The following is a 21,945-nucleotide window of genomic DNA, read 5'->3' on the forward strand; positions in this document are numbered from 1 at the left end:
TGGCATCGGGTCGGATACGGCTCTCGCTTTTTGTATCATCGCTCCTATCGACGAACCGTCGCCGGCTTCGTCGGAGCACACGATCAAGAGCACGGTCACGAACGGAGACGGGATGGACGAGGCCCCGGAGGAGCGCGGTCTGATCTCGGACCGCATCCGCAACGCCCTGTCCGAGGCGATCGCCGGCGGCCGGATGCCGGCCGGCACGGCGCTCGACGAGCAGGAACTCGCCGACCGCTTCGGCGCCTCGCGCACCCCCGTGCGGGAGGCCCTGCGCCAGCTCGCCTTCGCCGGCCTCGTGGAGCTGCGCCCGCGCCGCGGCGGCGTGGTGGCCCGCACCACGCCCGAGCGCATCGCCGAGATGTTCGAGACCACCGCCGAGATCGAGGCGATGTGCGTGCGGCTGGCCACCTACCGCATCACGCCGCTGGAGCGCAGCCGCCTGATGGATCTGCACGAGGCCTCCGCCGCGATGGTGGCGGCGGGCGACGTGGACGCCTACGACGGCTTCAACCGCGCCTTCCACGAGACGCTCTACGCCGCGACCCATAACGGTTTCCTGGCCGAGCAGGCGCTCGCCATCCGCGAACGGCTCGCCGCCTTCCGCCGCACGCAGCTGCGCCAAGCCAGCCGCATCGACGCCTCGCGGGCCGAGCACGGCGCGGTCCTCGCCGCCATGGCCGAGGGCGACGGAGAGGCCGCCGCAAGGCGGATGCGGGCGCACATGCTCAACGCGTCGAGCGCGCTTGGGCGGTTCATCGCGGAGCAGGGGGAGCGGGAGGGGTAGGCGAGGGCGTCGCGCCGTCGCAACCGACCAGCCGATCCCACCCATCTCCCTCATCCTGAGGTGCGAAGCGTAGCGCAGCCTCGAAGGCGGGCTCCAGGGATCGCTGAGACTTCTGGAGCGCTCCTTCGAGGCCGCTGCGCGGCACCTCAGGATGAGGGAGATGGGTGGGATCGGCCTCGCACCGGCCGCCTCTCCCGATGGTGTCCGTGCCTACGCCGCAGTCGCTCACCTCATCCCCGCGCACGACCGGGAAAGCACAGCGCCGGCAAAAAGGTCACACTGCGAAGCGCGCGCCTGTGGACCGCAAGATCAGGCTTGTCTTCGCCGATCCGCCCGGCCACGCTTCGTTTATCGAACGATCATCAAGTCCTGCATCAGCATCGATCAACTTGCACCGTCGCTGTGCAAGTCGAGCCCCGGAACGCCGCGCGAGACGGCGGACGGCGCCGTGATGTGACGCGGGCGCATTCGGGGCGGCGATCGCCGGACCCGGCTGGGGACAGGCATGGGTCAACTCGCGAAAACACTTCTCTCCGGTGCGGCGCTCCTCGTCGTCGTCGCCCCCGCGGCCCGCGCCGCCGACCTGCCGGTGCAGAAGGCGGTGCCGATCGAGTACGTCCGGGTCTGCTCGGCATCCGGCGCGGGCTTCTTCTACATCCCCGGCACCGACACCTGCCTGCGGGTCTCGGGCCGCGCCCGGTTCGAGGCCGGTTACATCCCGGTCAACAACCGCAACAACTCGTCCGGCGACCTGTCGCAGTATCGCGGGCTGATGCGGATGAACTTCGATGCGCGCACCCAGACCGGCTACGGCACGCTGCGGGCCTTCCTGCGCCTCGAGGCGGCGAGCCGCACCGGGGTGTTCATGGCCTCGGGCACGCAGCAGCGCATCGGCAACGCCTTCCCGGCGGTGGGCCAGGACCAGCTCGGGCGGGTGCAGAACTTCATCATCCCCGAGAAGGCGTTCGTGCAGTTCGCCGGGCTGACGGCGGGCCGCGCCTCGTCGTTCTTCGATTTCTACGCCCACGACTACGAGCTGATCGGCTCGACGGCGGGCTCGAACGTCTCCTCCACCAACCTGCTCGCCTACACCCAGAAGTTCGGCGAGAACTGGTCGGCGACCCTGTCGATGGAGGACCCGAACTACCGCAAGAACCCGTTCTACGCCGCCTCGTTCAGCGCCCCGGCGGCGGGGCCGGGTCAGGCCGGCGTCAACAACGTGTTCAACACGGCGCCGAGCCCGGTCATCCTCGGCACCAACGCCGACGGCACCGCCAACACCGTCGTCTTCCTCGACACCGTGCAGCGCTCGCGCATGCCCGATTTCGTCGGCGCGCTGCGCTACGACGCCCCCTGGGGCTCGATGCAGCTCTCGGCGGCGGTCAAGGACGTGAACATCGGCGGCTTCATCGCCAATTCCGCGGTCTCGACCCTGACCCCGACGGGGGGCGCCGCCACCGGGCCGGTGACGCCCGGCACCGCCGCGGCGCTACTCGCCGCCCGCGGCCTCAACTCCGGCGCGCAGACCGAGTACGGCTGGGCGGTGCAGGGCGGGCTCAAGCTCAACCTGCCCTGGATCGCGCCGGGCGACGGGCTCTACCTCCAGGGTGCCTACGGCGAGGGCGCGCTGATCTATACCGGCTTCTCGATCTTCACCGGCACCTATGCGAGCCAGCTCGGGCCCGTGCAGGGCGCGCCCTTCGTCCACGCGCTCGCCGACGCGGTGGTGAACCCGCTGACCGGCCGGATCGCCCTGTCGCAGAGCTTCACCGCCTCCGCCTCCTACCTGCATTACTGGGCGCCCGAATGGCGCTCGGCCTTCTTCGGCAGCTACGGCGAGGTCAGCTTTCCCCGCGGGACGCGGGAGGCGTTCAGCCTCGTCAACGGCATCATCGGCGCCTCCGCCCCGCCGCGCGGCGCCGCCTTCGGCTTCAGCCCGATCCTGCGCGACAACTACCAGATCATCGCCGGCACCAGCCTGATCTGGTCCCCGGTCAAGGACCTCGATATCGGCATCGAGGGCACCTACATCGGCACCGGCCCGCTCAGCGGCCGCATCACCGACCAGACCCGCCCCGTCACCATCGGCGGCCTGCCGGCCTACGCCGAGAAGCGCTACGACACCACGCAGATCCGCATGCGGGTGCAGCGCGACTTTTGATTTTTTTCTTTCACGGACGGTCGCCTGGGGTGCGGCGGGCTCCCCCTCTCCCCGCCGTGCGGGGAGAGGGTCGCGACGACCTCGTCGTCGTCGCGACGAGCGGTAGCGGGGGTGAGGGGGCGCTTCCGGAGGAGCCTCATCCGTCGAAGCCCCCTCACCATCGGCTGCCGCCTCGCTTCATGCCCCGACGAGGGGGCATGAAGCCCTCTCCCCGCACAGCGGGGAGAGGGAATGAACTCCGCGATCAAACGAACGTGTGTGACGGACTTACACGGCACGGGCCTTGCCACGACAAGAAACCCGCTCGGCGGATGACAAGTGTCTCGCCCGGCTTCACTATGCCCCCATCCGGCCCTCGGCCGCCCGTCAAGACAAAGAAGGTCCGCCGCATGCGCCTGAGAGACGCGTTCCTCCTCGCCGCCGTCGCCGCCCTGACCGCCGGGGCGCCCGTGCAGGCGCAGGATCTGACCGGGACGCTCAAGAAGGTGAAGGAGACCGGCGCCATCACCATCGGCACCCGCGATTCCTCGGTGCCGTTCTCCTATCTCGACGGCGACCAGAAGCCGGTGGGCTACGCCCTCGACATCTGCCTCAAGATCGCCGACGCGGTGAAGACGCATCTCAAGCTCGACAAGCTCGATGTGAAGTTCAACCCCGTGACCTCGGCCACCCGCATCCCGCTGATCGCCAACGGCACGATCGACCTCGAATGCGGCTCGACCACCAACAACGCCGACCGCCAACGCCAAGCCGCCTTCACCAACACCCACTTCCTCACCGCGACGCGGTTCGTGGCCAAGAAGGACAAGGGCCTGACCAAGACCGACGACCTTAAAGGTCGTACCGTGGTCTCGACCTCGGGCACCACCAACATCCGCCAGATCAACGAGATCAACACCGCGCGCTCGCTCGGCATGAAGATCCTGCCGGCCAAGGACCACGCGGAAGCGTTCCTGATGGTCGAGACCGGCCGCGCCGACGCCTTCGTGATGGACGACGTGCTGCTGGCCTCCCTGGTCGCCGGCTCGAAGACGCCCGACGCCTACGCGATCTCCTCGGAGGCCCAGTCCAGCCCCGAGCCCTACGGCATCATGCTGCGCAGGGACGACGCGCCGTTCAAGGCCGTGGCCGATGCCGCGACCGCCGCGCTCTACAAGAGCCCGGAGGGCAAGGCGCTCTACGAGAAGTGGTTCACGCAGGCCATCCCGCCGCGGGGCATCAACCTGAAGCTCCCGATGAGCGAGGCGATGCAGAAGGCCTTCGCCAACCCCAGCGACAGCGCCGACCCGGCCGCCTACTGATTGAGGCGCCGGGCGGGGGCTTGAGGCAATGAACTACAACTGGAACTGGGGCATCTTCCTCGAGCCCTCGCCGGAGGGCGTCGGTACCTACGCCGACATGCTGCTCTCCGGCCTGTCGTGGACGGTTGCCACGGCGCTCTGCTCCTGGGTGATCGCCTTCAGCCTCGGCTCGGTGATCGGGGTCCTGCGCACGCTGCCGTCCAAGGCCGCCAACGCCGTCGGCACCGCCTATGTCGAGCTGTTCCGCAACGTGCCGCTGCTCGTGCAGATGTTCCTGTGGTACTTCGTGCTGCCGGAAGTGCTGCCGACCGAGATCGGCACCGCGGTCAAGCAACTGCCCGACGCGCCGTTCTACACGGCGGTTCTGTGCCTCGGCTTCTTCACCGCCTCGCGGGTGGCCGAGCAGGTGCGGGCGGGCATCCAGTCGCTGCCGCGGGGCCAGCGCATGGCCGGCACGGCGCTCGGCTTCACCACGGCGCAGACCTACCGCCACGTGCTCCTGCCCAACGCCTACCGCATCATCCTGCCGCCGCTGACCTCCGAGTTCCTGAACAACCTCAAGAACACCTCGGTGGCGCTCACCATCGGCCTGTTGGAGCTGACGGCCCGCGCCCGCTCGATGCAGGAATTCTCGTTCCAGGTGTTCGAGGCCTTCACCGCGGCGACGATCCTCTACGTCCTGATCAACCTCGTGGTGATCGCGGCCGCGACCGCCCTGGAGCGGTACGTCGCCGTGCCGGGGGCGCGCTAGATGTTCTCCAACTTCGACTTCTCGGTCATCGGCGCGTCGCTGCCCTACCTGTTCGGGCAGGGCATGGTGTTCACGGTCACGCTGACGGCGCTGGCCGCCAGCGGCGGCCTCGTGTTCGGCACGGCGCTGGCGATGATGCGGCTGTCGGGCATTCCCGGCGTGACGCATGCGGCCAAGATCTACGTCGAACTGATGCGCTCGCTGCCGCTGGTGCTCGTGATCTTCTGGTTCTACTTCCTCGTGCCCTATATCGGCGCCTGGATCACCGGCGCGTCGAGCCCGATCCAGGTCGGGGCCTTCGCCTCCGCGCTCATCACCTTCACCCTGTTCGAGGCGGCCTACTTCGCCGAGATCATGCGGGCGGGCATCCAGTCGATCCCCAAGGGCCAGACCGCGGCGGCCTCCGCGCTCGGCATGAGCTACGCGCAGACGATGCGGCTCGTGGTGCTGCCGCAGGCCCTGCGCAACATGCTGCCGCTGCTCCTGACCCAGACCATCGTGCTGTTTCAGGACACCTCGCTCGTCTACGTCCTGTCGCTGACCGACTTCATGGGCGCGGCCTCGAAGGTCGCGCAGCGCGACGGGCGGCTCGTCGAGATGTACCTGTTCGCCGCGCTCGTCTACTTCGCGGTCTGCTTCACCGCCTCATGGCTGGTGCGCCGGCTGCAGACCCGCGTCGCCATCATCCGCTGAGGTTTTTTCGAACATGACCTCGACCCCGATGCCGGCCCCCGCGACCGGAACCCCGACCGCCACCGCGAGCGAGGCCCCCGCGGATGATGGCCTGCGCGCCGGTCCGCTCGTGACGCCCCCGCCCGCCACCGCGACCGGCGGCGCGATGATCGCCATCGAGGCGGTCTCGAAGTGGTACGGCGAGTTCAAGGTGCTGACCGACTGCACCACCAGCGTCGCGCGCGGCGAGGTGGTGGTGGTGTGCGGCCCCTCGGGCTCGGGCAAGTCGACCCTGATCAAGTGCGTCAACGCGCTGGAGCCGTTCCAGCAGGGCCAGATCACCGTGGACGGCACCCGCGTGAAGGACCGGGGCACCAACCTGCCCAAGCTCCGCGCCCGCGTCGGCATGGTGTTCCAGCATTTCGAGCTGTTCCCGCACCTCTCCATCACGGACAACCTCACCATCGCGCAGCGCAAGGTGCTGGGACGCTCGGGCGAGGAGGCGAAGAAGCGCGGCCTCGATCTGCTCGACCGGGTCGGCCTCTCGGCGCACGCGAAGAAATATCCGGGCCAGCTCTCGGGCGGGCAGCAGCAGCGAGTGGCGATCGCCCGCGCGCTCGCGATGAACCCGGTGGTGATGCTGTTCGACGAGCCGACCTCGGCGCTGGACCCCGAGATGGTCGGCGAGGTGCTCGACGTGATGGTCGAACTCGCCCGCGACGGCATGACCATGATGGTGGTCACCCACGAGATGGGCTTCGCCCGCAAGGTCGCCGACCGGGTGATCTTCATGGATCGCGGCGAGATCGTCGAGGATGCGACGAAGGACGCGTTCTTCGGCCAGCCCCGCAGCGAGCGCGCTCAGCAGTTTTTGTCGAAGATTCTCGCCCACTGATGCGCGATTTTCGCGCCGCGCCTCTCGCCAAGCGCGAGCGAAATTGTATACGTCATTCCAAACGCTAGGTTCGAAACCGTACACAAACCCGCGCGTTGTCTTTCGTGTTGCCTGCCGTAGACGGCGGTCGTCGGCGCGTCGCCGGAGACTGGTTAAATTTTACCAGAAGTCATTCCTGCCGATGCCGCGCTACTTCTTCGACATTCACGACGGGGTCGACCTGCGTGACGAGGTCGGCCGCGAGATCGGCAATCCGCTCGCGTTGCGGCGCGAGGCCCTGCGCGTCATGACCAGCCTGATGGCGGCCGAGGCCGAGGACAGCCAGGACTCCACGCTGGTGCTCACCGTGCGCAACGAGACCGGCGACGGCATCATGACGATCCGTCTCGTCTGCCAGATCGACGACCGCTGACGCGCAACTCCGCAGCCCCTGGATATCACCAACCTATAATTGATACCAGCTGAAACAAGATCGCTTAAAGCGATTTATGCGGTTGCAACGCGTCCGGTTCGCCCGCCGGCTCGTGCGGGACATCGGCCCGGGCACAGAACCCCTCGCGGGCGAGATCGATGAGGATCATGTCGAGCAGGACGCGCAGACGCTTGTGGTCCGGTTCGGAGAGGCTAGCGCGGACCTCGCCGCAGAGCCGGGCCAGTTCGGCCAGGGCTTCGGCATCCTTTGAAGGCATCGTCATATCCCGCGCGATCGACGGCCTGCCCCCGGATGGCTCCGCGGCGCGACGACCGTTCCGTCCCGTCTCTCCCTGAAACCGGTGCTCGTTTATCCGCGAGGTCCGTTCACGGCCTCGCTCGACGGGCTCTACGCCCGAGAACTGGAAGGGTTCCAGTCTCGCATCGTTCTCAGGCGGGACGATCCGGCAAAGGGGTCGGATCACCCCCGAGGGCGCCCGCAGCCCGCTCCAGCGCGCCGAACAGCGCCTCGGCCTGCGCCCCGCCGATGTCGTGGAAGCCGAGCGTACGGCCCATGACCAAGCCGAGGATGGCGAAGAACAGCATCGGCCCGGCGCCGGGCGGGTCGGCGCTCTCCAGCCGCTCCAACCGCTCGGCGACGAAGGCGCGGTAGCCGGCGAGCGCCTCCGGGTTCTCGGCCGCCGCGATCAGCAGCGCGCGGGAAAAGTCGTCGTCCTCGCAATAGGCCTCGCGCAGATGCGCCACCATGGCGAGCGCGAGCCCCGCCGGTCCCGGGCGGGAGCCCGCCTCGCAGGCCGCGATGCCCTCGCGCAGCTCGGTGAGCTTGCGGGCGACGAGCGCCAGGATCAGCGCGTCCTTCGAGGCGTAGTGGTGCAGCACGCCGCCCTTGCTCAGCCCCGCCTGCGCCGCCACCGCGTCGATGGTGAGCGCCCGCCCGCCACCCCGGCGCAGCACCGCGCCGGCGGCGTCGAGGATCGTCTGCGCCCGGTCGTCGCGCCGGCTGCGCGTCCGCTCCGTCATCGCTGTCTCGTTCGCATCTGCAAAAAACCGTCTGGACGGTCGGTAAGATAGACGATACGTCTGGCGCGCGATAGCGCATCGTTTCACCGTCCTCCGCGGCGGCGGAACCGGCGCCCGGAAAGCTCAGGCCGCGATGTCCCGCATGGCGTCTCCTCTGGCGTGCCTCCTGCGCGCGCTCCCGCTCCTCGCCCTCGCGCTGACGCCGGCTTCCGTTCGCGCCGCCGGGGATGCCGACGTGCTGGACGATCCGACGGTCGTGCTGGTGCGCGTCGTCCGGGCCGAGAAGAGCGCGGTGGCGAGCGACGTCGTGCTGACCGGCGACATCCAGGCCCAGGCCCAGACCAACGTCGCCTTCCGCACCAATGGCAAGGTGGCCGAGCGCCGGGTCGAGGTCGGCGACCACGTCGCCGCCGATCAGGTGCTGGCCGTGCTGGAGCCGCTGGTGCAGCGGGCCAACCTCGACAACGCGCGGGCCGCCCTCGTCTCGGCGGAGGCGCAGCTGACCCAGGCCAAGGTCACCTTCGAGCGCCAGAAGCAGCTCTTGGCCGGCGGCTACACCACGCGCCCGACCTACGACAACGCCGAGCAGCAGCTGCGCACCAGTCAGGCCGCGGTCGATTCGGCGAAAGCCGCGCTCGGCACGGCGGAGGAGCAGCTCAGCTACACCGAGCTGCGCGCGGGCGTGCCCGGCATCGTGCTCAGCCGGACCTTCGAGGTGGGGCAGGTGGTGCAGGCGGGCCAATCCGTGATGGTGCTGGCCCAGGACGGCCCGCGCGACGCGGTGTTCAACGTCTACGAGGCGCTCACCGCCAACCCGCCCGAGGCCAAGGCGATCCAGGTCGTGCTTCAATCCGATCCGTCGGTGACGGCGGTGGGCCGCGTGCGGGAAATCTCGCCGACCGTCGATCCGCAGAGCGGCACGGTGCGGGTCAAGATGGGCCTCGATTCGACGCCGCCCGCGATGACGCTCGGCGCCGTGGTGATCGGGCGGGGGCGCTTCGGCGGGCGCGAGGCCGTGGTCCTGCCCTGGTCGGCCCTCTACCGCTTCGACAACCGGCCGGCGGTGTGGGTCTACGATCCGGCCGCGGGCACGGTCTCGGTGCGCAACGTCGAGATCGACCGCTACGGCGGCGCCGACATCGTGCTCAAGGGGGGCGTGCAGCCGGGGGAATCGGTGGTGGTCGCCGGCATCCAGTTCCTGCGTCCGGGCCAGCGTGTGGCGGTGGCGCCGAGCTCGGCGGATGCGGGGGAGGGCGGACGATGACGTTTTTGCCGGTCTCCGCACCATCGTCACTCCAAACCATCCCCCTCATCCTGAGGTGTGGAGCGAAGCGGAGCCTCGAAGGAGGGCTCCAGGGATCGCGCGATCCGCTGGAGCCCTCCTTCGAGGCCCGCTCGGGCGGGCACCTCAGGATGAGGGTGTGGGTGGGAGGCGGGGTGAAGCGCTTCGCCCTGCTGGCGATGCTGCCGCTTACGCTGGCCGCCTGCCAACCCTCCCAGGACGAACCCGGCCCGCCCCCGGTCCGCCCGGTCCTGACCACCCGCGCCGAGCCCACCGAGAGCGTGATCTTCGGCCCCTTCGCCGGCACGGTGGAGCCGCGCTACCAGTCGCAGCTCGGCTTCCAGATCGGCGGCCGCGTGGTGGCGCGCGACGTCACCGTCGGAGACGTGGTGAAGAAGGACCAGCGCCTCGCCGCGCTCGACCCCATCGTCTCGCGCTTCGACCTGACCCGCGCCGAGGCCGAACTCGCGGATGCCAGGGCGCAATCCGAGAACGCCGCCGCCACCGAGGCCCGCACCCGGCGGCTGATGGAGGGCGGCAACGTCACGCAAGCCCAGCTCGACGCGGCGGTGGCCCGGCGCGACACCGCGCAGGCGCGCCTCGCGCAAGCCGGCGCCAGCCTGCAGAAGGCGCGCGACCAGATCGGCTACACCGAGCTGCATGCCGATTTCGACGGCGTCGTCACCCAGCGCCTCGCCGAGGTGGGGCAGGTGGTGAGCCCCGGCCAGGGCATCGTCACGCTCGCCCGCCCCGAGACCCGCGAGGCGGTGGTGGACATCCCCGAGACGCTGGTTGGGGCGATGCCGCAGGACGGGGTGTTCACGGTCTCGCTCCAGAGCGCGCCGGAGATCACCGCGCGGGGCCGGGTGCGCGAGGTGGCCCCCTTCGCCGACACCGGCACCCGCACCCGCCGCATCCGCATGACCCTGGAGAATCCAGGGCCCGCCTTCCGGCTGGGGGCGACCATCACGGTCTCGCTGGTGCGCCCGACCCCGCGCCGCTTCCTGCTGCCGGCCACCGCGCTCCTCACCGCGGACGGGCGCCGCTCGGTCTGGATTGCGTCGGAGACGGACGGGAAGTGGCAGGTGACGCGCCGCGACGTGACGCTCACCGCCGAGCCCGATGGCGGCCCGAAGATCGCCGTCGGCGGCGGGGTGCAGCCCGGCGAGCGGGTCGTGGTGGCCGGCGTCCATTCCCTGACCGACGGGCAGCCCGTGCGCCTGCCCGACGAACCGAAGTGATCGAGGGAAGAAGGCTTTTCCCGTGAAGGACTTCAACCTCTCCGACTGGGCGCTCTCGCACCGCTCGCTCGTCTGGTTCCTGATGCTGGTCTGCCTGGCCGCCGGCGCGATGGCCTATTCGCGGCTCGGCCGCGAGGAGGACCCACCGTTTGCCATCAAGACCATGGTGGTGCAGGCGTCCTGGCCCGGCGCCACCATCAAGGACACGCTGGATCAGGTCACCGACCGGATCGAGAAGGAATTGCAGCAGATCAGCGTGCTCGATTACGTCCGCAGCTACACCACGCCGGGCCAATCGACCGTGTTCGTGCAGTTCCGCGACACGACGAGCAAGAACGAGATCCAGCCGGCCTTCTATCAGGTCAGGAAGCGCCTCGGCGACATCCAGTACACCTTCCCGCAAGGGGTGCAGGGCCCGAGCTTCAACGACGAGTTCGGCGACGTCTACGGCAACGTCTACGCCTTCACCGCCGACGGCCTGACCCACCGGCAGTTGCGCGACTACGTCGAGGGCGTGCGCACCGAGATCCTGAAGGTCCCCAACATCGGCAAGACCCTGCTGATGGGCATCCAGGGCGAGACGATCGACCTCGATTTCTCCACCCGCAAGCTCGCGGGCTACGGCATCGACATCCAGGCGCTGATCAAGGCGCTGCAGGCGCAGAACGCGGTCGCGGCCTCCGGCGTGGTCCAGGCGGGCCCCGAGCGCGTGTCCCTGCGCGTCAGCGGCCAGTTCACCTCGGAAGAGTCCCTGCGCAACGTCAACCTGCGCTTCAACGACCGCTTCTTTCGCCTCGCCGACGTCGCCGACATCAGCCGCGGCTACGAGGACCCGCCCGCGGCCATGTTCCGCGTCGACGGCAAGCCCGCCATCGGGCTCGCCATCGCCATGCGCCCCAACGCCAACCTGCTGAAGTTCGGCGAGGATCTGAAGGCGCGCATGCACGTCATCGAGGGCAAGCTGCCCATCGGGGTGGGCATCCATCTCGTCTCGGACCAGCCCAAGATCGTGGAAGAGGCGGTCGGCGGCTTCACCAAGGCGCTGGTCGAGGCGGTCGTCATCGTGCTCGTCGTCAGCTTCGTCAGCCTGGGCCTTCGCGCCGGCCTCGTGGTGGCGATCTCGATCCCGCTCGTGCTCGCCATCGTCTTCGTGGTGATGCAGGTGATGGGCGTCACGCTCCAGCGCATCTCGCTCGGCGCGCTCATCATCGCGCTCGGGCTGCTGGTGGACGACGCGATGATCACCGTCGAGATGATGGTGGCGCGTCTCGAACTCGGCGACAACCTCAAGAAGGCTGCGACCTTCGCCTACACCTCCACCGCCTTCCCGATGCTCACCGGCACGCTGGTGACGGTGGCGGGCTTCCTGCCGATCGGCTTCAACGGCTCGTCGGCGGGTGAATACACCTACTCGCTCTTCGTCGTGATCGCGGCCTCGCTCTTGGTCTCCTGGGTGGTGGCGGTGCTGTTCGCACCCTTGCTCGGCGTCACCATCCTGCCGAAAAAGGTGAAGCACCATGCCGAGAAGCAGGGGCTGTTCACCCGTCTCTTCATGGCGGTGCTGCGGGTCGCGATGCGGCTGCGCTGGATCACGGTGATCATCTGCGTCGGGCTGATGGGGCTCGCCATCGTCGGCATGGGCCACGTGCAGCAGCAGTTCTTCCCGTCCTCCGACCGCTCCGAGATCCTCGTCGATCTGACCCTGCCGCAGAACGCCACCATCCGCGAGACGAAGGCGCAGCTCGACCGGTTCGAGCAGAACCTCAAGGGCGATCCCGACATCGAGCGCTGGAGTTCTTACGTCGGCCAGGGCGCGGTGCGCTTCTACCTGCCGCTCGACCAGCAGCTCGCCAACGCGTTCTACGGCCAGATCGTCATCGTGACGAAGTCGCTCGAAATCCGCGACCGGGTGATCGCGCGCCTGCAGAAGATCGGGCGGCGCGACTTCGTCGGCACCGACGTGCTGGTGCAGCCCCTGAACCTCGGCCCCCCGGTCGGGCGCCCGATCCAGTACCGGCTGTCGGGCCCGGACATCCAGGAGGTGCGCCGCCTCTCGCTCCGGCTCGCCGACGTGGTGGCGACCGACAAGCGCGTGGCCGTGCCGACCTTCGACTGGAACGAGCCCGGCAAGGTGCTGCGCGTCGAGATCCTGCAGGACAAGGCGCGCCAGCTCGGCGTCACCAGCCAGGACATCGCCGGCATCCTCAACGCCGTCGTCGGCGGTCAGGCGATCACGCAGGTGCGCGATTCGATCTACCTCGTGAACGTGGTGGGCCGGGCGCGCGCCATCGAGCGCTCCTCCCTCGACACGCTCCAGAGCTTGCAGGTCACGCTCTCGAACGGCTCGGTGGTGCCGATCCTGGCGTTCGCCAAGATCGACTACGACTTGGAGCAGCCGATCGTCTGGCGCCGCGACCGGGTGCCGACGGTGACGGTGCGGGCCACCATCAACGACGCGACCCAGCCGCCCACCATCGTGAGCGCGCTCCAGCCGGCCATCGACGAATACGTCAAGGCGCTGCCCGAGGGCTACACGCTGGCGACCGGCGGCGCGGTCGAGGAGGCCGGCAAGGGCCAGGGGCCGATCGCGGCGGTGGTGCCGGTGATGCTGCTCGCCATGGCGCTCTTTTTGATGATCCAGCTCCAGAGCTTCCAGAAGCTTTTTCTGGTGTTTTCCGTCGCGCCCCTCGGGCTGATCGGCGTGGTTCCCGCCCTCCTGCTCTTCGACAAGCCGATGGGGTTCGTCGCGATCCTCGGCATCCTGGCGCTCATCGGCATCATCGTGCGCAACGCCGTGATCCTGGTGAGCCAGATCGAGGAATGCGAGGCGGACGGGCTTGGCCCCTGGGACGCCGTGGTCGAGGCCACGCGCCACCGCATGCGCCCGATCCTGCTGACGGCGGCGGCGGCCAGCCTCGGCCTGATCCCGATCGCCCGCGAGGTCTTTTGGGGGCCGATGGCCTACGCGATGATCGGCGGCATCCTCGCCGCGACCTTCCTGACGCTGCTGTTCCTGCCGGCGCTCTATGTCGGCTGGTACCGGATCAAAGCGCCGCCGCGGGGTGCCGCCGCGCAGGGGTAGCCGGACGGGGCGCTCTCCTCCCCCTTGCGGGGAGGAGGGAGGAGGTGGGGGTGGTTCAGGCTGAAGCGCGAGTGGTGCCTCCTGCACGACCCCCACCCCTGACCCCTCCCCGCAAGGGGGAGGGGAACGCGCCTGTTGTGACCGAAGCGCCACATAGGCCCCGCCACCGCCCCGCCGCCGCGCAAAACGCTGGACCGCGCCCCCGCGAGGCCCGACACCGGAACCCGTGCCGCAGACGGGTTGCGGGTCAACGCCGCCAGAGGTCCCCCTCGTGCCCAGCCGGACGCGCTCCCTCCTGACGGCCCTGGCCCTCGCGGCGGCGAGCCCCGCCGCGGCGCAGACGAGCCAGGACACCCAGCTCTGGCTCAACACCACCCTGTTCGGTACCCACGGCGACTTCGTCTACTTCGCCGAGGTCCAGCCGCGCTTCGGCAACGACATCGCCCGGCTCGATCAGCTCATCCTGCGCCCGGCCGTGGGCTGGAAGCTCAACGACGCGCTGACGATCTACCAGGGCTACGCCCGCGTCGAGAACACCCCCGCGGGCATGCCGTCCTTCAGCGAGGACCGCAGCTTCCAGCAGCTCAGCTGGGAGATCGGCGAGTTCCAAAAATTCAAGCTGTCCTCGCGCACCCGGTTCGAGCAGCGCTGGGAATCCGACGGGCGCGACGTGGGCTTCCGGTTCCGCGAGCAGTTGCGCGCCTCCCACCCGATCTTCGATGAGGCGTGGGGCCTCAAGGCGGTGGGCTGGAGCGAGGTGTTCGTGGCATTGAACGACACCGATTGGGGCGCACGCGCCGGCTTCGACCAGATCCGCACCTTCGTCGGGCTCGAAATACCGCTGCAGGAGAAGTCGCAGGGCAAATCGACCGTCGAGGTCGGCTACCTGAACCAGACGGTGAACGCGCCGGCCGCCCGCGTCGAGGTCAACCACATCCTCTCACTCAATCTATTTGTGCGCTACTGAACGCTGCGAATCGGGCCTAACCCACGTCAACGAGTCATGCATTATTCCGCATGCCTGCGCGAAAGACTGCATGAGTCGCGATTTCCCTGCATGGCCGGACTGCTGTAACGGGCGCGACGCCGAATCCACTAGGCGGATGTTGAGCCATCCGCTAGGCACGAACCGAACGCTGCGTGAACACCGAAGACGGGCGCGGCGACAGTGCCAGAGGCGAGCCGGCTGCACGCGATGACCACCAACCCCGCATCGGCCAATTCGAGCACTCTCGAGCGCGACGCGCAGGTGGCGATGGACCACCACGGCGTCAGCCCCAACGACATCGCGCTCGGCGTGGTGATCGGGCGCGCCTCGGAGTATTTCGACTTCTTCGTGTTCGGCATCGCCTCGGTGCTGGTGTTTCCGAAGGTGTTCTTTCCCTTCGCCGACGCGCTCACGGGCACGCTCTACTCGTTCGGCATCTTCGCGCTGGCCTTCATCACGCGGCCGATCGGCACGATCGTGTTCATGAAGGTCCACGAGCGCTACGGCCGCGGCGTCAAGCTCACCGCCGCCCTGTTCCTGCTCGGCGGCTCGACCGCGGCGGTCAGCTTCCTGCCGAGCTACAACTCCATCGGCCTCGTGGCGATCGAGATGCTCGCCTTCCTGCGCATCCTCCAGGGCCTCGCGCTCGGCGGCGCCTGGGACGGGCTCGCCTCGCTGCTCGCCCTCAACGCGCCGCGCGAGCGCCGCGGCTGGTACGCCATGATCCCGCAGCTCGGCGCGCCGCTCGCCTTCATGGTGTCGAGCGCGCTGTTCTCGTTCTTCGTCGTCAACCTGACGCCGGAGGACTTCCTGGACTGGGGCTGGCGGTTTCCGTTCTTCTGCGCCTTCACCATCAACGTCGTCGCCCTGTTCGCGCGGCTGCGCCTGATCGCGACGCCGGAATTCACCCGCCTCCTCAAGAAGGGCCGCCTGGAGCCGGTGGGCGTGCGCGACCTCGCCTCCCATCACGCCCTCGACGTGTGGATCGGCGCCTTCGTGCCGCTGGCGAGCTTCGCCCTGTTCCATCTCGTCACGATCTGGCCGATCGCCTGGAACACCCTGCACAGCGACCGCTCGGCGGGCGACTTCCTGATGGTGCAGTTCTCCGGCGCCATCATCTGCGCGGGCGCGGTGGCGGCCTCGGGGCTGATCGCCGACCAGATCGGGCGGCGCAACGTCCTCATCATCACCGCCGGCCTCATCGGCGCCTTCGCCTTCGGCTCGATCCTGGCGCCGCTGGTCTTCGGCGAAAGCGCCATCGGCCAGACCATCTACGTCAATATCGGCTTCATGCTGCTCGGCCTGTCCTACGGCCAGACCGCGGGCGCCGTGACCTCGCGGCTCGGCACGCGCTACCGCTACACCGGCGCCGCGCTCACCTCCGACCTCGCATGGCTGTTCGGAGCGGGCTTCGCCCCCCTGGTGGTGCTGTACCTCTCCAACGAGTACGGGCTCGGCGTCGTCGGCGTGTACCTGCTGTCGGGCGCGCTCGCGACGCTGCTGGCGCTGTATCTCGACCGCTCCGAAATGCGGCAGATGTGATCTTGACCCGTCCCGGCCGGCGCCGGGACGGACCGAACGCGGTCGCCCCGAGGCGGCCCTTGAGCGCGACCCGTGAGATGGAACGAAGCCCCGTGGCAGTACCCTCGGCAGGACCCTCGGTGACACCCTCGGCCAAGCAGACGCCCCGCACCCCGGCATCGGCCGCCCGCCGCGCCTTGCGCGGCCTGCTCCTGCTGCCGCTGCTGCCGCTGCTCGCCGGCTGCAACCTCACCGTCATGTTCCCCTCGGGCGACGTGGCGATGCAGCAGCGCAACCTCGTCCTGGCCTCCACCGGCCTGATGCTGCTCATCATCGTGCCGGTGATCGCGCTCACCCTGCTGTTCGCGTGGCGCTACCGCGCGACGAACACGGAAGCCCGCCACGATCCCGACTGGGACCACTCGACCGGCCTCGAAGTGGTGATCTGGACCGCGCCGCTGCTCATCATCATCGCGCTCGGCGCGCTGACGTGGATCAGCACCCACACCCTCGACCCGTTCCGGCCGCTCTCGCGCCTGGAGCCCGGCAAGCCGATTCCCGCGCAGACCAAGCCGCTCGAGGTGCAGGTCGTCGCACTCGATTGGAAATGGCTGTTCTTCTACCCAGAATACGGCGTGGCGTCGGTCAACGAGATGGCGACGCCGGTCAACCGGCCGGTCACGTTCCGGCTCACCTCGGCCTCCGTCATGAACGCGTTCTACATTCCGGCGCTCGCCGGCATGATCTACGCCATGCCCGGCATGGAGACGAAGCTGCACGCCGTCGCCAACAAGCCCGGCGAGTTCGAGGGGCTGGCCTCGCATTACAGCGGCAGCGGCTTCTCGCGCATGACCTTCAAGGTCCACAGCTTCGACGGCGACGGCTTCGACAAGTGGATCGCCAAGGTGAAGAGCGAGGGCAAGGAACTGTCCCGCGACGCCTACCTCGAACTGGAACGCCCGAGCGAGCGCGAGCCCGTGACCTACTACGCCTCCTACGGCGACGGCCTGTTCAAATCGATCCTCGGCATGTGCGCCGTCCCCGGCAAGATGTGCATGCACGAGATGATGTCGATCGACGCCAAGGGCGGCGCCGGCAAGGACAGCCGCGAGAACGTCGAGCGGCTGCAATACGACAACCGCCACACCGAGCGGGGCGACGAGGCGCCGGGCGCCACCGGGCCCGCCTCGAACCACGCGCCGCGCAGCGACAAGCCGGCCAATTCCCAGGACCACGGTCCGCACGGCAAGGGCGGGAACTCGCCCGCGCCCAACCAGCTCAACAACTGATCCGAGCCTACGAGAATTCACGGTACGAGACATCCCATGTTCTCTGACACGGACCTCCAGCGGCTTCTCTTCGGGCGCCTGACGCTCGCGGACATCCCGTATCACGAGCCGATCCTGCAGGTGACCTTCGCGGGCGTCGCCGTCGGCGGCATCGCGGTGCTGGCCGCCATCACCTACTTCCGGTTCTGGGGCCCACTGTGGCGGGACTGGCTGACCTCGGTCGATCACAAGAAGATCGGCATCATGTACGTGGTGCTGGCCCTCGTCATGCTGCTGCGGGGCTTCGCCGACGCGCTGCTGATGCGCTCGCAGCAGGCCGTCGCCTTCGGGGCCAACGAAGGCTTCCTGCCGCCGCACCACTACGACCAGATCTTCACGGCCCACGGCGTGATCATGATCTTCTTCGTGGCGATGCCGTTCGTCACGGGGCTGATGAACTACGTCGTGCCGCTGCAGATCGGCGCGCGCGACGTCGCCTTCCCGTTCCTCAACAACTTCTCCTTCTGGATGACGGTCTCGGGCGCCGTGACCATCATGATCTCGCTGTTCGTCGGCGAGTTCTCCCGCGCCACCTGGCTCGGCTACCCGCCGCTCTCGGGGGCCGACATGAGCCCCGGAGTGGGCGTCGATTACTGGATCTGGGGCCTGCAGATCGCGGGCGTCGGCACGACCTTGTCGGGCATCAACCTGATCGCGACCATCGTGAAGATGCGCGCGCCCGGCATGTCGATGATGAAGATGCCGATCTTCACGTGGTCGTCGCTGTGCACCAACGTGCTCATCGTCGCCGCCTTCCCCATCCTCGGCGCCGTCCTCGTGCTGCTGACGCTCGACCGCTACGTCGGCACGCACTTCTTCACCAACGACCTCGGCGGCAACCCGATGATGTACTTCAACCTCATCTGGATCTGGGGCCACCCGGAGGTCTACATCCTCATCCTGCCGGCCTTCGGCGTGTTCTCGGAGATCATCTCGACCTTCTCCGGCAAGCGCCTGTTCGGCTACACCTCGATGGTCTACGCGCTCGTCGTCATCACGATCCTGTCGTACCTCGTGTGGCTGCACCACTTCTTCACGATGGGCTCGGGCGCCAGCGTGAACTCGTTCTTCGGCATCACGACGATGATCATCTCGATCCCGACGGGTGCCAAGCTGTTCAACTGGCTGTTCACGATGTACCGCGGCCGGATCCGGTTCGAGGTGCCGATGCTGTGGGCCGTGAGCTTCATGGTCACCTTCACCATCGGCGGCATGACCGGCGTGCTGCTCGCCGTGCCCCCGGCCGACTTCGTGCTCCACAACTCGCTGTTCCTGATCGCCCACTTCCACAACGTGATCATCGGCGGCGTGCTGTTCGGCATGTTCGCGGGCGTGAACTACTGGTGGCCCAAGGCCTTCGGGTTCAAGCTCGACGCGTTCTGGGGCAAGGTCTCGTTCTGGTTCTGGACGGTCGGCTTCTACGTCGCCTTCATGCCGCTCTACGTGCTCGGCCTGATGGGCGTCACCCGCCGCTCGCAGCACTTCGACGACACCTCGCTCCAGCCGTGGTTCCTCGTCGCCGCCGCGGGCGCCGGCCTGATCGCGCTCGGCATCGGCGCGATGATCATGCAGTTCGCGGTCTCGATCCGGAACCGCGAGGCGCTTCGCGACGTGACCGGCGACCCGTGGGGCGGCCGGACGCTCGAATGGTCGACCTCGTCGCCGCCGCCGGACTACAACTTCGCCTACACTCCGGTCGTGCACCAGCTCGACGCGTGGTGGCAGATGAAGGCCCGCAACTTCAAGCGGCCGGTGACCGGCTTCCAGTCGATCCACATGCCGAAGAACACCGCCACCGGCGTGATCCTCGGCGTGATCAGCATCGCCTTCTCGTTCGCGATGGTGTGGTACATCTGGTGGCTCGCCGCCCTCTCCTTCGCGGCGACGCTGGTGATCTCGATCGCCCACACCTTCAACTACAACCGTGACTACTACATCCCGGCCGAGACGGTCGTCCGCACCGAAGGGCAGCGGACCGACGCGCTGGCCGTGGCGGGACGGGCCTGATCAGAATGGCGACGCACGCAACCGACGCGCTGCACCGGGACCCCGTGGCCGAGGCCGACGAGCTGTCGTTCCAGGACATGGGGCACGAGCATCACCCGGAAGGGAGCACGATGCTCGGCTTCTGGCTCTACCTGATGAGCGACTGCCTCATCTTCACGGTGCTGTTCGCGACCTACGCCGTGCTCGGCCGCAACTACGCGGCCGGGCCCTCGCCGAAGGACCTGTTCGACCTCAACCTCGTCGCGCTGAACACCGCGATGCTGCTGTTCTCGTCCATCACCTACGGCTTCGCCATGCTGGCGATGGAGCGGGAGGACCAGAGCAAGACCCAACTGTGGCTCGCCGTCACCGGCCTGTTCGGCGCGGCCTTCCTCGGCATCGAACTCTACGAGTTCGCCCACCTGTTCCACGAGGGCGCCACGCCCCAGCGCAGCGCCTTCCTGTCCTCGTTCTTCACGCTGGTCGGCACCCACGGCCTGCACGTCACCTTCGGCCTGATCTGGCTCGTGGTGCTGATGCTGCAGGTGCAGCAGCGCGGCCTGATCGTCGAGAACAAGCGCCGGCTGATGTGCCTGTCGATGTTCTGGCACTTCCTCGACGTGATCTGGATCGGCGTCTTCACCTTCGTCTACCTGATGGGAGTGCTGCAATGAGCGGCGCGAGCGGACACGCCGATCACGGCCACGGCCACGGCGAGGTTCACGGCCACGGCTCGTTCAAGGACTACGTGACGGGCTTCGTCCTGTCGGTGATCCTGACCGCGATCCCGTTCGGGCTGGTGATGGGCGACGTGATCGGCGACAAGCTGATCACCGGCATCGTCGTCCTCGCCTTCGCCGTGGTGCAGATCATCGTCCACATGGTCTACTTCCTCCACATGAACACCAAGTCGGAGGGCGGCTGGACCTTCCTGGCGCTGATCTTCACCGTCACCATCGTCGCCATCACCCTGTGCGGCTCGATCTGGGTGATGCACCATCTGAACACCAACATGATGCCGATGACCGCCGACGACGCGCGCCACGCGCCGTAAGTGGGATTCGTGTCAAGGCTCGATGTCCGGCGGGCCGTCCTGGCGCTCGCCGGGCTCGGCCTCGTCGGCGTTTTTCTCGCGCTCGGCACGTGGCAGATCCAGCGTCGCGCGTGGAAGCTCGACCTGATCGCGCGGGTCGAGGCGCGCATCCGCGCGGAGCCCGTGTCACCGCCCGAAAAGGCCGATTGGGCGCATTTGGACGGACCAGCGATCGAGTATCGTCGGGTCCGCGTTTCGGGTATTCTCAAGCACGATCGGACGGCCCTGGTGCAGGCGCTGACCGAACGCGGCAGCGGATTCTGGGTCCTGACGCCCCTCGTCCAGTCTGAGGGTACCACCGTCCTGATCAACCGCGGCTTCGTCCCCGGCGACCGCAAGGACCGCTCGGACCGTACTGAGCCCGTCGGTGACGTCACGATCACCGGCCTCTTACGCCTGCCGGAGCCCGGCGGCGGATTCCTGCGCCACAACGATCCGGCCGCCGACCGCTGGTATTCCCGCGACGTCTCAGGCCTCGCCGCCGCGCGAAACCTGCACGACGTCGCCCCCTATTTCATCGACGCCGATGCCACGCCCAATCCCGGCGGGCTCCCGGTCGGTGGCCTCACGGTCGTGGCCTTCCGCAACGACCACCTCGTCTACGCCCTGACGTGGTTCACCCTCGCCCTGATGAGCGCAGGCGCCCTGATCTACGCTCTGAAGCGGCCGCGAGCCGAGATCTGAGCTTCGTTTCCGGATTGCATCTCGGTTTCTTGATCGACGGCAAGGCTGTTTTCCACGCACGGTCGGAACGGAAGGCTTCCGGTACCGCACCGGGCTGTTAATCCTAACACTGCGTTCACCCTACCGACGGGTTGTGGCCCTGGCGCATCGTTCCACTGAGAATTCCAGGGAACCCTCACGAATTACGCACTTCACGGCACCGGGGCGGGAAACCGTGGCCGGATCGGGAGTTGAGCCCAGCAACCCCATCGAGCGGAGCCGACATGCACGTGCCGCCTGCCCGAGACATTTCCGCCCCGCATCCGGCGGAGGCCCCCGCGCGTCCGACCGACCGCTCCGTCCCGGAGCCGCTGGCAGGGCTGATCGCCGGCATGGACCGGACGCTGGCGCGGCTGGCCGACGAGGGCGGCGGTCGCGACGATCTGCACGCGCTGCGCAACCATCTCTCCGACGTCTGCGTGCTGACCGAGGAGACGCCGCGCATCCAGCGGGCGGTGGACCGGCTCGTGACCGCGGGCGACCGCCTCGGCGAGGCGGTGCTGGCGACCGGCGGTCGCGACTGGCGCGCCCCCCGGCTGATGAAGGCCAAGGCGGCGCTCGCTTCCCTGGAGCGGACGCTGGCGGGCGCCCGCCCGAGCCGCATCGCCACCCGCTTGCAGCGGGACTGGTGAGACGTGAAGGCCGAACGCTGCTAGAGGCGGTAGCGTAACAATTCGCGCCC

At 68.4% G+C, this 21,945-nt stretch carries 20 protein-coding genes; 18 read left to right on the plus strand and 2 right to left on the minus strand.

What is annotated here, in order from left to right; genetic code table 11:
• Window positions 1-112: 112 nt before the first annotated feature.
• The 7 genes from AAHG03_RS00715 (at window position 113) to AAHG03_RS00745 (ending at window position 6,979) form a co-directional block, all read left to right on the plus strand.
• Window positions 113-787: a GntR family transcriptional regulator gene (locus AAHG03_RS00715; RefSeq protein ID WP_342148053.1), complete on the plus strand. Its 675-nt coding sequence runs from the start codon at window positions 113-115 to the stop codon at window positions 785-787.
• A 505-nt stretch (window positions 788-1,292) separates the two neighbouring features.
• Window positions 1,293-2,948: a porin gene (locus AAHG03_RS00720; RefSeq protein ID WP_342148054.1), complete on the plus strand. Its 1,656-nt coding sequence runs from the start codon at window positions 1,293-1,295 to the stop codon at window positions 2,946-2,948.
• 389 nt (window positions 2,949-3,337) lie between these two features.
• A complete protein-coding gene (locus AAHG03_RS00725) occupies window positions 3,338-4,249 on the plus strand; it encodes an amino acid ABC transporter substrate-binding protein (RefSeq protein WP_342148055.1) in 912 nt (303 codons plus the stop codon).
• A gap of 28 nt (window positions 4,250-4,277) precedes the next feature.
• Window positions 4,278-5,000 carry an amino acid ABC transporter permease gene (locus AAHG03_RS00730; protein WP_342148056.1) on the plus strand — a complete coding sequence of 241 codons (723 nt, stop codon included), beginning with the start codon at window positions 4,278-4,280 and terminating at the stop codon, window positions 4,998-5,000.
• Entirely contained in the window at window positions 5,001-5,693 is a 693-nt protein-coding gene (locus tag AAHG03_RS00735) for an amino acid ABC transporter permease (RefSeq protein ID WP_342148057.1), read from the plus strand.
• Window positions 5,694-5,838: 145 nt separating this feature from the next.
• Window positions 5,839-6,567, plus strand: a complete 729-nt coding sequence (locus AAHG03_RS00740) for an amino acid ABC transporter ATP-binding protein (protein ID WP_342148559.1) — start codon at window positions 5,839-5,841, stop codon at window positions 6,565-6,567.
• A 181-nt stretch (window positions 6,568-6,748) separates the two neighbouring features.
• A complete protein-coding gene (locus AAHG03_RS00745; protein WP_342148058.1) occupies window positions 6,749-6,979 on the plus strand; it encodes a DUF6894 family protein in 231 nt (76 codons plus the stop codon).
• 64 nt (window positions 6,980-7,043) lie between these two features.
• Here the strand turns inward: AAHG03_RS00745 and AAHG03_RS00750 are convergent, their stop codons facing one another.
• Together AAHG03_RS00750 and AAHG03_RS00755 are read right to left on the minus strand one after the other, a co-directional pair.
• Window positions 7,044-7,256, minus strand: a complete 213-nt coding sequence (locus tag AAHG03_RS00750; RefSeq protein ID WP_342148059.1) for a hypothetical protein — start codon at window positions 7,254-7,256, stop codon at window positions 7,044-7,046.
• Between the two features lie 172 nt (window positions 7,257-7,428).
• Window positions 7,429-8,019, minus strand: coding sequence for a TetR/AcrR family transcriptional regulator (locus AAHG03_RS00755; RefSeq protein ID WP_342148060.1), 591 nt, complete (start codon window positions 8,017-8,019; stop codon window positions 7,429-7,431).
• A gap of 142 nt (window positions 8,020-8,161) precedes the next feature.
• Here AAHG03_RS00755 and AAHG03_RS00760 point away from each other — a divergent pair, with 142 nt between their 5' ends.
• The 11 genes from AAHG03_RS00760 (at window position 8,162) to AAHG03_RS00810 (ending at window position 21,895) form a co-directional block, all read left to right on the plus strand.
• On the plus strand, window positions 8,162-9,283 hold the full coding sequence (locus AAHG03_RS00760) for an efflux RND transporter periplasmic adaptor subunit (protein WP_342148061.1): 1,122 nt from the start codon (window positions 8,162-8,164) through the stop codon (window positions 9,281-9,283).
• A gap of 197 nt (window positions 9,284-9,480) precedes the next feature.
• On the plus strand, window positions 9,481-10,542 hold the full coding sequence (locus tag AAHG03_RS00765; protein WP_342148562.1) for an efflux RND transporter periplasmic adaptor subunit: 1,062 nt from the start codon (window positions 9,481-9,483) through the stop codon (window positions 10,540-10,542).
• A gap of 22 nt (window positions 10,543-10,564) precedes the next feature.
• Window positions 10,565-13,624 carry an efflux RND transporter permease subunit gene (locus tag AAHG03_RS00770; protein WP_342148062.1) on the plus strand — a complete coding sequence of 1,020 codons (3,060 nt, stop codon included), beginning with the start codon at window positions 10,565-10,567 and terminating at the stop codon, window positions 13,622-13,624.
• Window positions 13,625-13,895: 271 nt separating this feature from the next.
• Window positions 13,896-14,591 (plus strand): DUF2490 domain-containing protein, encoded by a 696-nt coding sequence (locus AAHG03_RS00775; protein WP_342148063.1) that lies wholly within the window; start codon window positions 13,896-13,898, stop codon window positions 14,589-14,591.
• A 228-nt stretch (window positions 14,592-14,819) separates the two neighbouring features.
• Complete coding sequence (locus AAHG03_RS00780; protein WP_342148064.1) at window positions 14,820-16,154, plus strand: MFS transporter; 1,335 nt, start codon at window positions 14,820-14,822, stop codon at window positions 16,152-16,154.
• 77 nt (window positions 16,155-16,231) lie between these two features.
• Window positions 16,232-17,422 (plus strand): ubiquinol oxidase subunit II, encoded by a 1,191-nt coding sequence (cyoA, locus tag AAHG03_RS00785; RefSeq protein ID WP_412759700.1) that lies wholly within the window; start codon window positions 16,232-16,234, stop codon window positions 17,420-17,422.
• A gap of 36 nt (window positions 17,423-17,458) precedes the next feature.
• Window positions 17,459-19,468 carry a cytochrome o ubiquinol oxidase subunit I gene (gene cyoB, locus AAHG03_RS00790; RefSeq protein WP_342148066.1) on the plus strand — a complete coding sequence of 670 codons (2,010 nt, stop codon included), beginning with the start codon at window positions 17,459-17,461 and terminating at the stop codon, window positions 19,466-19,468.
• 77 nt (window positions 19,469-19,545) lie between these two features.
• Window positions 19,546-20,121: a cytochrome o ubiquinol oxidase subunit III gene (gene cyoC / locus AAHG03_RS00795; RefSeq protein ID WP_342148563.1), complete on the plus strand. Its 576-nt coding sequence runs from the start codon at window positions 19,546-19,548 to the stop codon at window positions 20,119-20,121.
• Window positions 20,118-20,501, plus strand: coding sequence for a cytochrome o ubiquinol oxidase subunit IV (gene cyoD, locus AAHG03_RS00800; RefSeq protein WP_342148067.1), 384 nt, complete (start codon window positions 20,118-20,120; stop codon window positions 20,499-20,501). The genes cyoC and cyoD overlap by 4 nt, the downstream gene beginning before the upstream one ends.
• A 9-nt stretch (window positions 20,502-20,510) precedes the next feature.
• Window positions 20,511-21,224, plus strand: a complete 714-nt coding sequence (locus tag AAHG03_RS00805) for an SURF1 family protein (RefSeq protein WP_342148068.1) — start codon at window positions 20,511-20,513, stop codon at window positions 21,222-21,224.
• Between the two features lie 263 nt (window positions 21,225-21,487).
• Window positions 21,488-21,895 (plus strand): hypothetical protein, encoded by a 408-nt coding sequence (locus AAHG03_RS00810; protein WP_342148069.1) that lies wholly within the window; start codon window positions 21,488-21,490, stop codon window positions 21,893-21,895.
• The last annotated feature ends 50 nt before the right edge of the window (window positions 21,896-21,945 follow it).

The sequence above is a fragment of the Methylorubrum subtropicum genome (assembly GCF_038442325.1).
Taxonomy (GTDB): Bacteria; Pseudomonadota; Alphaproteobacteria; order Rhizobiales; family Beijerinckiaceae; genus Methylobacterium; species Methylobacterium subtropicum.